Annotated in this window: 8 protein-coding genes; 4 read left to right on the forward strand and 4 right to left on the reverse strand. The window is 60.1% G+C overall.

Annotation, left to right across the window (positions count from 1 at the left end; genetic code table 11):
• Nucleotides 1-165: 165 nt before the first annotated feature.
• The 4 genes from gcvT to gcvPB are packed head-to-tail and all read left to right on the forward strand — an operon-like array spanning nt 166 to nt 4,638.
• The gene (gene gcvT, locus QMG56_RS10945) at nt 166-1,317 is read left to right on the forward strand and encodes a glycine cleavage system aminomethyltransferase GcvT (RefSeq protein ID WP_281822570.1); all 1,152 of its coding nucleotides are present in this window, start codon (nt 166-168) and stop codon (nt 1,315-1,317) included.
• 2 nt (nt 1,318-1,319) lie between these two features.
• A complete protein-coding gene (gene gcvH, locus QMG56_RS10950; RefSeq protein WP_230187420.1) occupies nt 1,320-1,691 on the forward strand; it encodes a glycine cleavage system protein GcvH in 372 nt (123 codons plus the stop codon).
• 20 nt (nt 1,692-1,711) lie between these two features.
• Nucleotides 1,712-3,070, forward strand: coding sequence for an aminomethyl-transferring glycine dehydrogenase subunit GcvPA (gene gcvPA / locus QMG56_RS10955; protein WP_281822571.1), 1,359 nt, complete (start codon nt 1,712-1,714; stop codon nt 3,068-3,070).
• Nucleotides 3,067-4,638 carry an aminomethyl-transferring glycine dehydrogenase subunit GcvPB gene (gene gcvPB / locus QMG56_RS10960; protein WP_281822572.1) on the forward strand — a complete coding sequence of 524 codons (1,572 nt, stop codon included), beginning with the start codon at nt 3,067-3,069 and terminating at the stop codon, nt 4,636-4,638. The genes gcvPA and gcvPB overlap by 4 nt, the downstream gene beginning before the upstream one ends.
• Before the next feature lie 7 nt (nt 4,639-4,645).
• On the opposite strand, the gene QMG56_RS10965 is transcribed toward gcvPB, so the two are convergent.
• From QMG56_RS10965 to QMG56_RS10980, 4 genes are all read right to left on the reverse strand, one after another.
• Nucleotides 4,646-5,143 carry a hypothetical protein gene (locus QMG56_RS10965; protein WP_281822573.1) on the reverse strand — a complete coding sequence of 166 codons (498 nt, stop codon included), beginning with the start codon at nt 5,141-5,143 and terminating at the stop codon, nt 4,646-4,648.
• Between the two features lie 152 nt (nt 5,144-5,295).
• Nucleotides 5,296-9,546, reverse strand: coding sequence for a DNA-directed RNA polymerase subunit beta' (gene rpoC, locus QMG56_RS10970; protein WP_281822574.1), 4,251 nt, complete (start codon nt 9,544-9,546; stop codon nt 5,296-5,298).
• A 123-nt stretch (nt 9,547-9,669) separates the two neighbouring features.
• Complete coding sequence (gene rpoB / locus QMG56_RS10975) at nt 9,670-13,836, reverse strand: DNA-directed RNA polymerase subunit beta (protein WP_281822575.1); 4,167 nt, start codon at nt 13,834-13,836, stop codon at nt 9,670-9,672.
• 410 nt (nt 13,837-14,246) lie between these two features.
• A complete protein-coding gene (locus QMG56_RS10980) occupies nt 14,247-15,311 on the reverse strand; it encodes a mannose-1-phosphate guanylyltransferase/mannose-6-phosphate isomerase (protein WP_281822576.1) in 1,065 nt (354 codons plus the stop codon).
• Nucleotides 15,312-15,336: the final 25 nt, after the last annotated feature.

A 15,336-nucleotide genomic window follows, 5' to 3' on the forward strand; every position in this document is an offset into this window, starting at 1 on the left:
GTAAATCCGCTCCACCGAAGGTGTAAGCCGCTGGATACCCTGAGTTTGGGGTCGATGTGGTCAAATCTCTCAGGTTCCGCGACAGAGGGGGTGGTGACATGATGGGCCACGCGTGTTGGTTCGTTATGCCATTACATGGACCCTATTGTTTTGTCGGAGACCAGGATGACCACCCAACCCAGTGAAATTCTGGACGACTCAGCGCCCGAAACGGCGAGTCCCGAACGCCTGCCGCTGGATGCATGGCATCGTTCGCGCGGCGGACGGATGGTCGAATTTGCCAGCTATGAAATGCCGATCCAGTATGAAGGGATCATGGCGGAACATGCCTGGACACGCACCCATGCCGGTCTGTTCGATGTGAGCCATATGGGGCAGTTGGCCTTCAGCGGCGACGATGTGGATGCTGCTCTCGAAACGGTGCTGCCGGGCGATATTCTGGGTCTCAAGACATTCCGCCAGAAATATTCGCTGCTGCTCGATGAGGATGGCGGCATATTGGATGACCTGATGGTGAGCCGTCGCCCCGATGACTTCTACATGGTCGTCAATGGCGCGATGAAGTTCGAGGATATCGGGTGGCTGCGCGAACATCTGCCTGACGATATCACCATGAACCATATGGAAGACCACTCGCTGCTGGCGCTGCAGGGGCCGGAGGCTGGCGCCGCGCTGGCGGAGCTTATCCCTGAGACCGCCGACCTTTATTTCATGCAGTGCAATGCGTTCACCTTTGGTGGCCACGATCTTTGGATTTCCCGGTCCGGTTATACGGGTGAGGACGGGTTCGAGATCAGCGTTCCGGCGGAAGCCGCCGAGGCTTTGGCCGATGCGTTGTGCGCTTTGCCGCAGGTGAAGCCTATCGGCCTTGGCGCACGCGACTCCTTGCGGCTTGAGGCAGGGTTGCCGCTGTACGGGCATGATATCGATACGAAGGTCAGCGCCATCGCCGCCGATCTGGGATTCGCGATTTCGAAGCGTCGCCGGGAGCAGGGCGGTTTTATCGGTCATGGGCGTATAGCCAAGGAACTGACCGATGGTGTGCCGTCTCGCCGCGTCGGCCTTTCGATCGACGGGCGTTTGCCCGCTCGTGAAGGTTCGCTCATTTTTGTTGGCGATGCGCAGGTTGGCATGGTCACTTCCGGTGGTTTTGCCCCTACTGTCGGCGCGCCCATCGCAATGGGTTGGGTTGCGACCCCGCATTGCGCCATCGGCACTGCGCTGGAAATCGAAGTCCGCGGCAAGCGCCTTGCGGCCAAGGTCGCGCCCATGCCATTCGTCCCCCACAATTATCGCCGTCTTAAACCGGGAGCCTGAAAATGAGCCGTTACTTTACTGAAGAGCATGAATGGATCGATGTCGATGGCGACATCGCCACTGTCGGCATCACCGAATATGCGCAGGAACAACTGGGCGACATCGTGTTCGTCGAGTTGCCCGCCGAAGGGGCGAAGTTCGACAAGGGCGATGATGCCGCTGTGGTCGAGTCCGTCAAGGCGGCGTCCGATGTCTATGCGCCAATCTCCGGCGAAGTCGTCGAAGCCAATGGCGCTTTGGAAGAAGAACCTGCGCTGGTGAACAGCGATCCGGAAGAGGATGGCTGGTTCTTCAAACTGCGGGTTGCGGACAGCAGCGAGTTCGAAGGGCTGATGAACGAAGCCGATTATCGCAAGTTCATCGCTGGTCTGTAATTTACGCATAAGGAATTAGAATGCGTTATCTTCCCCTGACCGATGCCGACCGCAGCGAAATGCTGAATGTCATCGGTGTGTCCTCGATCGACGACCTGTTTGTGGATGTGCCTGCCGAGGCGCGACTGACGGCCAAGATCGCCGATCTGCCCGATCACGCTAGCGAGCTTTCGGTGGAGCGGCACATGGGGAAGCTGGCGCGGCAGAATATGGTCGCAGGCGACGTGCCTTTCTTCCTGGGGGCAGGGGCATATCGCCATCATGTTCCCGCCAGCGTCGATCACCTGATCCAGCGCGGCGAGTTCCTGACGGCCTATACTCCCTATCAGCCGGAAATCGCGCAGGGGACGTTGCAGGTCCTGTTCGAGTTCCAGACGCAGGTCGCGCGGCTGTTCGGGTGCGACGTGGCGAATGCTTCGATGTACGACGGTTCGACCGCCTGCTGGGAAGCGATTGGCATGGCGCGGCGGATTACCAAGCGCGGCAAGGCGCTGCTGTCGTCGGGTCTGCACCCGCATTATGTGTCGGTCGCCAAGACGATGGCGAAATTTACCGGCGACCAGTTGGTGTACGATACGCCCACGGCGGAAGCCGCGACGGACATGGAAGCGCTGATGGCCGGGATTGACCGGGACACGAGCTGTGTCGTGGTGCAATATCCCGACATTCTGGGGCGCATTGCGGATCTGTCGGCTCTGGCGGACAAGGTGCATGAGGTCGGCGCGTTGCTGGTCGCCGTGGTGACCGAGCCGGTCGCGTTGGGGGCAATCACGCCTCCGGGCGATATGGGCGCGGACATCGTGGTGGGCGAGGGCCAGTCGATTGGCGTCGGCCTTCAATTCGGTGGGCCGTATCTGGGCCTGTTCGCGTGCAAGCAGAAATATGTGCGGCAGATGCCGGGACGCTTGTGCGGCGAGACTGTCGATGCGGAGGGCAAGCGCGGCTTTGTGCTGACGCTTTCGACGCGCGAGCAGCATATCCGCCGCGAAAAGGCGACGTCGAACATTTGCACCAATTCCGGGCTGTGCGCTCTGGCCTTCTCGATCCACATGACATTGCTGGGTGAGAAGGGGCTGACCGATCTGGCGGCGCTCAACCATGGGCGTGCCGTTCAGACGGCAGAGGCACTGGAGAAGGTGCCCGGTGTGACTGTTGTGAACGACAGCTTCTTCAACGAATTTACCGTGACGCTGAACAAGGATGCGCGCGAAGTAGCGCGGACCTTGGCAGATCGCGGGATACTGGGCGGCGTGTCGCTGGGACGCCTGTTCCCGGAAGCTGCTGATTTGGCAAATGGCCTGATCGTCGCGGTGACCGAGACGACGACCGAGGAAGACATCGACGCTCTGTGCGCGGCGCTCAAGGAGATACTGGCATGACCATGCTCAAGGAAGGTCGCCCGACGCGGCCGGTAGCCGTAGCGCATGAGGGTCGGCCCACGACCACGGGCAACAAGGCGTTGATGCTGGAAGAGGCGCTGATCTTCGAGATCGGGTCGCACGACACGACTGGCGTCGATATTGCGGTCGCGCCTGAAGTTAAGAGCCGTTTGGGCGGGCTGGAACGGCGTAAAGCGCTGGCATTGCCGGGGCTGTCCGAACCGGAGGCGGTGCGGCACTATACGCGGCTGTCGCGGCAGAATTACGGGATCGATCTGGGCTTCTTTCCGCTCGGCTCCTGCACGATGAAGCATAATCCGCGCCTCAATGAGAAGGTCGCGCGGATGCCCGGATTTGCGGATATTCATCCGCTTGCTCCGGTAGCGACTGTGCAGGGTGCGCTGGGCGTTATCCATGAACTGGCCGAATGGCTCAAGACGCTGACGGGCATGGCGGCTGTGGCGATGAGCCCCAAGGCTGGCGCGCATGGCGAGCTATGCGGCTTGCTCGCCATTCGGGCTGCGCTGGAGGCGCGCGGCGATGCGCGTTCGGTCGTGCTGGTGCCGGAAAGTGCCCATGGCACCAATCCGGCTACGGCCGCCTTCTGTGGCTATGCGGTGGAGGACATCCCCGCAACGCCGGAAGGGCGCGTCGATCTGGCTGCGCTTGAGGCGCGGCTGGGGCCAGATGTGGCTGCCGTGATGATTACCAACCCCAATACGTGCGGACTGTTCGAGCGCGATCTCAAGAAGATCGCCGATGCCGTTCATGGGGTTGGCGGATTTGTGTATTGCGACGGCGCGAATTTCAACGCCATCGTCGGTCGGGTGCGCCCGGGCGACCTGGGCGTCGATGCCATGCATATCAACCTGCACAAGACGTTCTCCACCCCCCATGGCGGCGGTGGGCCGGGCAGTGGGCCGGTTGTGTTCAGCGCGGCATTGGCGCCGTTCGCACCGTTGCCATTCGTTGAGAAAACGGACGATGGCTATGTGCTGGTCGAAGAGGAAACGGCTGGCGAGCATCACGCCGGCAGCTTCGGACGCATGGTCGCGTTTCATGGCCAGATGGGCATGTTCACACGCGCGCTGACATATATCATGAGCCATGGGTCCGACGGGCTGCGGCAGGTGAGTGGCGATGCGGTGTTGAACGCCAATTATATCCTGCGCAGTCTGGAAGGCGCATTGGACGCGCCGTTCGCAGGATCGGGGCCGTGTATGCATGAAGCGCTTTTCAGCGATAAGGGCATGGCCGAGGGCTTCACCACGCTGGATATCGCGAAAGGCCTCATCGACGAAGGCTTCCACCCGATGACGGTGTATTTCCCGCTGGTGGTGCATGGTGCCATGCTGGTGGAGCCTACCGAAACCGAAAGCAAGGCAGCGCTCGACCAGTTCATCACGGCGTTCCGCTCGGTTGCGGAGCGGGCCAAGGTGGGAGACGAAGCGTTGAAGGGTGCGCCCTATTTTGCGCCGCGTCGCCGTCTGGATGAGACCCTTGCAGCGCGCAAGCCTGTGCTGGTGTGGACGGAGCCCGCCGCTGCCGTTGCTGAGGCTGCCGAATAAGTCTGTTTTAGAGGGCCAGTTCCTCGCTCGCCGCATCGTGCACAGATGATATGTCTGCTGCATGATGCGGCGAGTCTAATGTCGGAACCGCTTCGGGCGGGGCCATGGATGGCGGAACGGCCGTATCCCGATGCGCCGATTGCGGCATGATGTCCGTAGGCTGTGCGATCATTGTATCGCTGGCCGCATACTCTTGATCGTCGCGATAAATCGAATCGAGTTGGCGGCTATATTCGTCGCCATAATAGCTGGCGTTTTTACGTTCGTCCAAAGTGGGGCCGCACCCCTTTCTGCAGACCGGAATATGATCGGGGGCTAGCATCTCTGCTGTCGTACCGATGGGCGATTTTTGCGCACTGTCGAAACTGTCCGCAGTATCGCTCACGTCCGCTTCCTTGATTGCGCCCGAGCTATGTGGCGTCGTGGCGTATCGGCCCAGAGCGATGCCCGAAATAGACCCGACCGCTATGAACGAGGCAGCGAAGATAGCAAGTTTGCTGTTCAATTCGTGTCTCCTCGGGATGGTCCAACCACAATAACCCGACACGCGCCACGATGTTCCAATCCGCGACAGACACGAAAAAGCCGCCGAGTTCTCACCCGGCGGCTTGTTCATTTTACCCACTGCGCTCCTTGAGAAGCGCGGTCGCTATCCTATCACTCCATGTCGCTCGTGGTGAATTCTTCGCCCTGAACGGCACCCAGCGGATCGTCGCCAATCGCGGCTTCCGGACCCTGCTGCAATTCGGCAGCATGTTCTTCGGCGGCAGTCTGCGGCGCGATCAGATGTGTCTGAAGCCCCTTGATCTGCGCGCGCAGGGCGGCGTCGCGGCTGGAAGCCGCCACGCGCAGGCGGTTCATGCCTGCGCCCGTACCCGCGGGGATCAGACGACCCACGATGACGTTTTCCTTCAGGCCGATCAGCGTGTCCTTCTTTCCCTGAACCGCCGCTTCGGTAAGGACGCGGGTGGTTTCCTGGAAAGACGCTGCCGAGATGAAGCTGCGGGTTTGCAGCGACGCCTTGGTGATGCCGAGCAACACGGGCTTGCCGATGGCGGGCTGTTGCCCTGCGGAAAGCTTCGCATTGATTTCGTGCATCTCTTCGGCATCGACCTGTTCGCCAGCCAGCAACGTGGTCTCGCCGCCATCGGTGATCTCAACCTTCTGCAGCATCTGACGAACGATCGTTTCGATGTGCTTGTCGTTGATCTTCACGCCCTGCAGACGATAGACTTCCTGAATTTCCGACACGAGATATTCAGCCAGCGGCTCGATGCCGAGCACTTCGAGAATATCGTGCGGATCAGGCGAGCCGCCGATCAGGTTATCGCCGCGCTTCACGAAGTCGCCTTCCTGAACGTCGATCACCTTGCTCTTGGGGATCAGATACTCGACTGGCTCACCGCCATCCTCGGGACGAATGGCGATCTTGCGCTTCGCCTTATAGTCCTTGAGGAATTCGACGCGACCGCTGATCTTCGCGATGATCGCATTGTCCTTGGGCTTACGCGCTTCGAACAATTCGGCAACGCGCGGCAGACCACCAGTAATGTCGCGGGTCTTGGCAGCTTCGCGAGACACACGTGCCAGCACGTCACCAGCCGCAACCTGCTGGCCATCTTCGACCGACAGGGTGGCACCGATGGCGAGCATGTAGCGTGCCGCTTCACCCGAACCGTCGTCCAGCAGGGTCAGGCGCGGACGCAGATCCTCCTTCGTACGGGCCGAACCACGATGCTCCGTGACGACGCGCTGGGCGATACCCGTTGCTTCGTCGGTCTGCTCGGTCAGCGTCTTGCCGTCGATCAGGTCGACATACTTCACGATACCCGGACGTTCTGTGATCACCGGCATGGTGAACGGATCCCACTCGGCGATACGATCGCCCAGCTTCACCTTGGCGTTGTTCTCGAACAGGATCGTCGCACCATAAGGCAGACGATGGACCGCACGTTCGCGGCCTTCCTGATCGATGATCGCCAGTTCGCCGTTGCGGGCGAGCGACAGGCGACGGCCACGGCTGTCCGTGATCGTCGGCATGTCACGCAGTTCCAGCGTACCGTCGGCAACCGCTTCGAGGTTGGACGTTTCGTTGAGCTGCGCCGCGCCGCCGATGTGGAAGGTACGCATGGTAAGCTGCGTACCCGGTTCACCGATGGACTGTGCCGCGATGACGCCGACGGCTTCACCGATGTTAACCGGCGTACCACGGGCGAGGTCACGACCGTAGCACTTGCCGCAGACGCCCATCTTGCTTTCGCAGATCAGCGGGCTGCGGATTTTCACGGCCTGCGTGCCGATGCCTTCGATCTGCGTGATCAGGGCTTCGTCAAGCAAGGTGCCTTCGGGGATCGCGATGCTGTTGTCCTTGGGATCGACGATATCCTCTGCGGTCGTACGACCCAGGATACGCTCACCCAGCGACGCGATAACCGTACCGCCCTGAACGATGGCCTTCATTTCCAGAGCGCGGTTGGTACCGCAATCTTCCTCGACGATGGTGCAATCCTGCGACACGTCGACCAGACGGCGGGTCAGGTAACCCGAGTTTGCCGTCTTGAGCGCGGTGTCGGCCAGACCCTTACGGGCGCCGTGGGTGGAGTTGAAGTATTCAAGAACGGTCAAACCTTCCTTGAAGTTCGAGATGATCGGCGTTTCGATGATCTCGCCCGACGGCTTGGCCATGAGGCCACGCATACCGGCAAGCTGTTTCATCTGTGCCTGCGAACCACGCGCACCCGAATGTGCCATCATGTAGATGGAGTTGATCGGGGCCATGCGGCCATTCGCGTCCTTTGGCTGGGCGCGAATTTCGTCCATCATCGCGTTGGCGACGACGTCACCGCAACGCGACCAGGCGTCGATCACCTTGTTGTACTTTTCCTGCTGGGTAATGAGACCATCCTGATACTGCTGCTCATAGTCAGCAACCATCGCCTTGGTTTCATCGACCGTGCCGACCTTCGAGTCTGGAATGACCATGTCATCCTTGCCGAAGGAGATGCCGGCCTGGAACGCGTGGCGGAAGCCCAGCGCCATGATGGCGTCGGCGAACAGCACGGTGTCCTTCTGACCGGTGTGGCGATAGACCTGATCGATCACGTCGCCGATTTCCTTCTTGGTGAGAAGGCGGTTGATGACGTCGAAAGGCACCTTGAAGCTCTTGGGCAGCGTTTCGCCCAGCAGCATACGACCGGGGGTCGTTTCAAAGCGCTTCATGTACTGCTTACCGGCTTCGTCGGTCTGCGGCACGCGGGTGATGATCTTCGAGTGAAGCGTCACGGCCTTTGCGAACAGTGCCTGATGCACTTCCTGCATGTCCGACAGCATCATGCCTTCGCCCGGTTCGCCTTCACGTTCCATCGAAAGATAATAGATACCAAGGACCATGTCCTGCGACGGCACGATGATCGGCTTGCCGTTCGCGGGGGACAGGATGTTGTTGGTGGACATCATCAGCACGCGTGCTTCAAGCTGGGCTTCCAGCGAAAGCGGAACGTGGACGGCCATCTGATCGCCATCGAAGTCGGCGTTGAAGGCCGAGCAGACGAGCGGGTGAAGCTGGATAGCCTTGCCTTCGATCAGGACGGGTTCGAACGCCTGAATGCCAAGACGGTGAAGCGTAGGCGCGCGGTTCAGCATGACCGGGTGCTCACGGATCACTTCGTCCAGGATGTCCCAGACTTCCTTGCGTTCCTTTTCGACCCACTTCTTCGCCTGCTTCAGGGTCATCGAAAGACCCTTGGCATCGAGGCGCGCGTAGATGAACGGCTTGAACAGTTCGAGCGCCATCTTCTTCGGCAGGCCGCACTGATGCAGCTTCAATTCCGGACCGGTGACGATTACGGAACGACCCGAATAGTCGACGCGCTTGCCGAGCAGGTTCTGACGGAAGCGGCCCTGCTTGCCCTTGAGCATGTCGGACAGCGACTTCAATGGACGCTTGTTCGCGCCGGTGATGACGCGACCACGGCGGCCGTTGTCGAACAGGGCATCGACGGCTTCCTGCAACATGCGCTTTTCGTTGCGGACGATGATGTCCGGCGCGCGCAGTTCCATGAGGCGCTTCAAACGGTTGTTACGGTTGATGACGCGGCGATACAGATCGTTGAGATCCGACGTCGCGAAACGACCACCGTCCAGCGGGACCAGCGGGCGCAGTTCTGGCGGAATGACCGGAACGACGTCCAGGATCATCCATTCGGGGCGGTTGCCCGATTCCAGGAAGCTCTCAACCACCTTCAGGCGCTTGATGATCTTCTTTGGCTTCAGTTCCGACTTGGTGACGGCCAGTTCTTCGAGAAGAACCTTCTTTTCGCCTTCCAGATCAAGATCCATCAGCATCTGCTTGACGGCTTCTGCGCCGATGCCGGCCGAGAAGGCGTCTTCGCCATACTCGTCCTGCGCGTCGAGCAGTTCGTCTTCGTTCAAAAGCTGATATTTATCGAGCGGGGTCAGGCCCGGTTCGATAACGATATAGCTTTCGAAATAGAGGACGCGCTCAAGCTGCTTGAGCTGCATGTCGAGCAATAAGCCGATACGCGAAGGCAGCGATTTCAGGAACCAGATGTGCGCGACAGGCGCGGCCAGTTCGATATGGCCCATGCGCTCACGGCGCACCTTCGACACGGTAACTTCAACGCCGCACTTTTCGCAGACGATGCCCTTGTACTTCATGCGCTTGTACTTGCCGCACAGGCATTCGTAATCCTTGATCGGACCGAAGATGCGCGCACAGAACAGGCCGTCGCGCTCAGGCTTGAACGTGCGGTAGTTGATGGTTTCCGGCTTCTTGATCTCACCGAAGGACCACGAACGGATGCGTTCGGGCGAAGCGAGACCGATCTGGATCTGGTCGAAGGTTTCCGGCTTTACGACCGGGTTTGCGAAGTTGGTCAGTTCGTTCATTCTAGTTCTCCAGTTCCCCTCCCGCTTGCGGGAGGGGGTAGGGGAGGGGATATTCGGTTCCGAGATCAGACCTGCTTACAGGCCCTCCCCCGACCCCCTCCCGCATGCGGGAGGGGAGAGAGCTTATTCCGCCGCCAGAGCCGGGCTGTCGTCTTCGGTGAGCTCATCGATCGACGTCAGTTCGACGTTCAGACCCAGCGAGCGCATTTCCTTAACGAGCACGTTGAAGCTTTCCGGGATGCCAGCTTCGAAGGTGTCGTCGCCCTTGACGATCGCTTCGTAAACCTTGGTACGGCCGACAACGTCGTCCGACTTCACGGTCAGCATTTCCTGCAGCGTATAGGCGGCACCATAAGCCTGGAGCGCCCAGACTTCCATTTCCCCGAAGCGCTGGCCACCGAACTGCGCCTTACCACCCAGCGGCTGCTGCGTGACGAGCGAGTAGGGACCGATCGAGCGGGCATGGATCTTGTCGTCGACAAGGTGATGCAGCTTGAGCATGTAGATGTAGCCCACAGTAACCTTACGGTCGAACTTGTCGCCCGTACGGCCATCGAACAGATCGCTCTGACCCGAAGTGTCCAGACCGGCCAGTTCCAGCATCGCCGACACGTCGGCTTCGCGGGCACCGTCGAACACGGGGGTAGCCATCGGCACGCCATGCGTCAGGTTGGAGGCCAGTTCGATGATCTGATCGGCGCTGCGTGCTTCGATCTCGTCATGATACTTTTCGCCATAGACTGTCTTGAGGCGTTCCTTGACCGCTTCGGGCGGCGCCGCGCTCTCAGGGTTGGGGTTCGCTTCACGCCAATCTTCCAGCGCTGCCTTGATCTGCTGACCCAGACCGCGTGCGGCCCAGCCCAGATGCGTTTCGAAGATCTGACCGACGTTCATGCGCGAAGGCACGCCCAGCGGGTTCAGCACGATGTCGACATGCGTACCGTCCGCAAGGAACGGCATGTCTTCGATCAGCAGGATGCGCGAGATGACACCCTTGTTTCCGTGACGACCGGCCATCTTGTCACCCGGCTGCAGCTTACGCTTCACAGCCACGAACACCTTGACCATCTTGAGCACGCCCGGGGGCAGCTCATCGCCGCGCTGCAGCTTCTCTACGCGATCTTCGAACCGGTCGACGATGGTCTTCACCGCTTCGTCATACTGGCCCTTGATGGCTTCGAGCGAAACCTGAACGCTGTCGTCCGCAACCGCGAACTTCCACCATTCATGACGTTCGACTTCATCGAGAAGCGCGTCGTCGATGACGATGCCCTTCTTGATGCCCTTGGGCGCTGCGGTCGCGGTCTGGCCGAGAAGTTGTTCCTTCAGGCGATTGAAGGTCGCACGGTTGAGGATGCCGCGTTCGTCTTCGCGATCCTTTGCGAGACGGTCGATTTCTTCGCGTTCGATGGCCATCGCACGCTCATCCTTGTCGATGCCGTGGCGATTGAACACGCGCACTTCAACGACCGTACCGGCAACGCCCGGCGGGAGACGGAGCGAAGTGTCGCGTACGTCCGAAGCCTTTTCACCGAAGATCGCGCGGAGGAGCTTTTCTTCCGGCGTCATTGGCGATTCACCCTTGGGGGTGATCTTGCCGCACAAGATGTCACCCGGCTCCACTTCGGCGCCGATGTAGACGATGCCTGCTTCGTCGAGGTTGCGAAGGGCTTCTTCACCGACGTTGGGAATGTCGCGGGTGATGTCTTCCGGACCCAGCTTCGTATCGCGGGCCATGACTTCGAATTCCTCGATATGGATCGAGGTGAAGACGTCGTCCTTAACGATCCGCTCGGAGATCAGGATACTATCTTCGTAGTTGTAGCCATTCCACGGCATGAACGCGACGAGGGTGTTGCGACCCAGCGCCAGTTCACCGAATTCCGTCGAAGGACCGTCGGCAATCACGTCGCCGCCGTTGATCAGGTCACCGACCTTCACCAGCGGACGCTGGTTGATGCAGGTGTCCTGGTTGGACCGCTGGAACTTCTGCAGCGTGTAGATATCGACGCCCGACTTGCCGGGTTCGACATCGTCGGTGGCGCGGATCACGATGCGGGTGGCGTCCACCTGATCGACGACGCCCGAACGCTTGGCCGAGATGGCCGCGCCGGAGTCACGTGCGACGGTTTCTTCCATGCCGGTGCCGACGAAGGGCGCTTCGGCACGTACCAGAGGCACGGCCTGACGCTGCATGTTCGATCCCATGAGTGCGCGGTTGGCGTCATCGTTTTCCAGGAACGGAATGAGCGATGCGGCGACCGAGACGAGCTGCTTGGGGCTGACGTCCATCAGCGTGATCTGATCGCGCGGGGCCATCAGGAATTCACCGGCTTCACGCGAGGACACGAGGTCTTCGATGAACTGACCTTCGCCATCGGTGTCGGCGTTAGCCTGCGCGATGGTGTGCTTGGCTTCTTCCATTGCCGACAGGTAAACGACGTCGTCGGTTACCTTGTGGTCGATGACCTTGCGGTACGGCGTTTCGATGAAGCCGTACTTGTTCACGCGGCTGAAGGTCGCGAGGCTGTTGATCAGACCGATGTTTGGGCCTTCCGGCGTTTCAATCGGGCAGATACGGCCATAGTGGGTCGGGTGAACGTCGCGGACTTCGAAGCCTGCGCGCTCACGGGTAAGACCGCCGGGGCCCAAGGCCGAAACGCGGCGCTTATGAGTGACTTCCGACAGCGGGTTGGTCTGATCCATGAACTGCGAAAGCTGCGAGGAGCCGAAGAACTCACGCACGGCAGCCACGGCGGGCTTCGCGTTGATGAGGTCGTTGGGCATGACCGTCGATACGTCGACCGAGGACATACGCTCCTTGACGGCGCGCTCCATGCGGAGAAGACCGACGCGATACTGGTTTTCCAGAAGCTCACCGACCGAACGCACACGACGGTTGCCGAGGTTGTCGATGTCGTCGATTTCACCCTTGCCGTCCTTCAGGTTCACCAGCTCCTTGACGACCGCGAGAATATCTTCGCGGCGCAGGGTGGTGACCGTGTCTTCGGCATCGAGTTCGAGGCGCATGTTGAGCTTCACGCGGCCAACAGCCGAGAGGTCGTAGCGCTCCGGATCGAAGAACAGGCCGTCGAACAGCGACTCTGCGGTTTCGCGCGTTGGCGGTTCGCCGGGGCGCATGACGCGGTAGATGTCGGACAGAGCGTGGTCGCGATCTTCGGCCTTGTCGGCCTTCAGCGTGTTGCGGATCCACGGGCCGGTCGTGACATGATCGATGTCGAGCAGTTCGAGCGTTTCGATGCCAGCCTTGTCGAGCTTTTCGAGGTTCTCGGGGCTGATTTCATCGCCAGCTTCAACATAGATTTCGCCGGTCGCGTCGTTGACGAGATCATAAGCGCTGTAGCGGCCGAAGATTTCTTCGGTCGGGATCAGCAGCGTTTCGAGGCCGTCCTTCTGTGCCTTGTTGGCGGCGCGCGGCGAGATTTTCGCAGCGGCGGGGAACACGACTTCGCCGGACTTTGCGTCAACGATGTCGAACGCAGGCTTCTGACCGCGCCATGCTTCGGGCGTGAACGGGATCTGCCAGCCGCCCTGACCGCGGACGAAGGTGACCTTGCTGTAGAATTCACCCAGAATGTCTTCGGCATTGAGGCCGAGCGCGAACAGCAGCGCCGTGACCGGCAACTTGCGCTTGCGGTCGATACGGACGTTGACGATGTCCTTGGCGTCGAATTCGAAATCGAGCCAGGAACCGCGATACGGAATGACGCGGGCAGCGAAGAGATACTTGCCCGATGCGTGGGTCTTGCCACGGTCATGGTCGAACAGGACGCCCGGCGAACGGTGCATCTGGCTGACGATAACGCGCTCTGTGCCGTTGATGATGAAGGTGCCGTTGCCCGTCATCAGGGGCATGTCGCCCATGTAGACGTCCTGCTCCTTGATATCGAGGACCGAGCGGGTGTCGGTGTCCTGATCGACTTCGAACACGATCAGGCGAAGGGTAACGCGCATCGGCGCCGCGTAGGTGATCCCGCGCTGGCGGCATTCCTCAGTATCGTACTTGGGATCTTCCAGCACATACTGGACGAAATCCATTTCCGCCGTGCCGGCGAAATCGCGGATCGGGAAAACGCTGCGCAACGTCTTTTCCAGGCCCGAAACATAACCGATCGAGGGGTCTGAGCGGAGGAACTGTTCATAGCTCTCACGCTGCACTTCGATGAGGTTCGGCATCTGCACCACTTCGTGGATGTTGCCGAAAACCTTGCGGATGCGCTTCTTTGCGCCCGTCATGGTGCTTGCGGGGGGAGCTGCTTTGGTCGCCATGCTTGGTCCTGCCTTTAATCACGATTTATTTTCGCATTGCAGCGAAAGTTCAGCCGATTCGCGCAGCCATGAGACGCAAAAAAGTGCGGGTCGGGGCTGTCCGATCCGCACTGTCAGCGTCTGGCATTACCTTCCGATTTCTGCCCTATTCGTCTCGGTTCGAGCGCAAATCGAACCGGGTCCCGGGCAGTTGGAAGGTTGGCCCATTTCCACCGGGGAGGCGGAAGCGGGCCGATAACTCTTGAGCGCCATATAGCGACGATGTTGGAGTTTGTTAAGAGGGTAAACGCGGGAACGACCCATATCAGATGAATTGGGCGAAGAACGGCACGACGATCTGCGTCGCCCAAAGCAACAGGAAAGCACAAACCCAATGCTTCACGGTCGGCCTGTGCGCACGTGTCATCCGATCACCGGTTCTTCAGCGCTTCGGTCACCTTCTTCACATTCTGCGACTGTCCACGACGCAGGATCATGATGTCGCCATGCGCGACGACGACGATCAGATCCTCGACACCGACCATCGCCACGCGCGGTCCATCGCTATGGACGAGACAGCGTGCCGTATCGAGCGTCAGCACGTCGCCACGGACGGCATTACCATTGTCGTCTTTATCGCTGATGGCGTGGAGGGAGTCCCAGCTTCCGACGTCCGACCATCCCATGTCTACGGGAACGCACGCGACCTTCGCTGCCTTTTCCATGACGGCGTAGTCGATTGAGTCCGAAGGGCAGGCCTCGAACGATGTCGCGTCGGGATAGAAGCGCTGTCCGTCCTTGCGACCTTTTTCCAGCGATGCCTTCGCAGCGACGAGCATGTCTGGCTGAAACTCTTCGAGAGCGGCAAGGTAGGCGCCAGCCCTGAAAAGGAATATCCCCGCGTTCCAGGCATAGCCCCCTTCGGCAAGCATGTCCGCCGCGCGCACTGCATCGGGCTTTTCCACGAAGCGGGTAACTGCCTTGACGGTCCCCTGCACGGCATCGCCCATCTGAATGTAGCCATAGCCGGTTTCGGGAGCGTCGGGCGTGATACCGAATGTTACCAGCCAGCCTTCCGACACAAGCGGAAGCGCTTGCGCGATGGCGGCGTGAAAGGCGGGAAGATCGAGAATGACGTGATCGCTGGGCATGACCAGCAAAGCGTCGGCAGGATTGTCCGCCACCAATGCGGCGAGGGCGATGGCAGGCGCCGTGTTGCGGCCAAAGGGTTCAAGCAGGATCTGGCTATCGGTAATACCGATTTCCGCCAGTTGCTCCTCGATCACGTCGGCATGGTTGGCGTTGGCCACAAGAATCGGAGCGCCGAAGGAAATGTAGGACGCTGCGGTCGCATCGGTGCGACGAGCGGTCAGTTGCAGCATGGTCTCAGCCGCGGTCAAGGCCAGCAATTGCTTGGGTCGTTCAGGGCGTGAAACAGGCCAAAGGCGCGTTCCCGACCCACCAGAAAGGATAACCGGAACAACAGATGCTGTCATGAAGAGTAGTCCTGCCTTTTCGAAA

The organism is Sphingobium sp. BS19 (assembly GCF_027925545.1).
Lineage (GTDB): Bacteria > Pseudomonadota > Alphaproteobacteria > Sphingomonadales > Sphingomonadaceae > Sphingobium.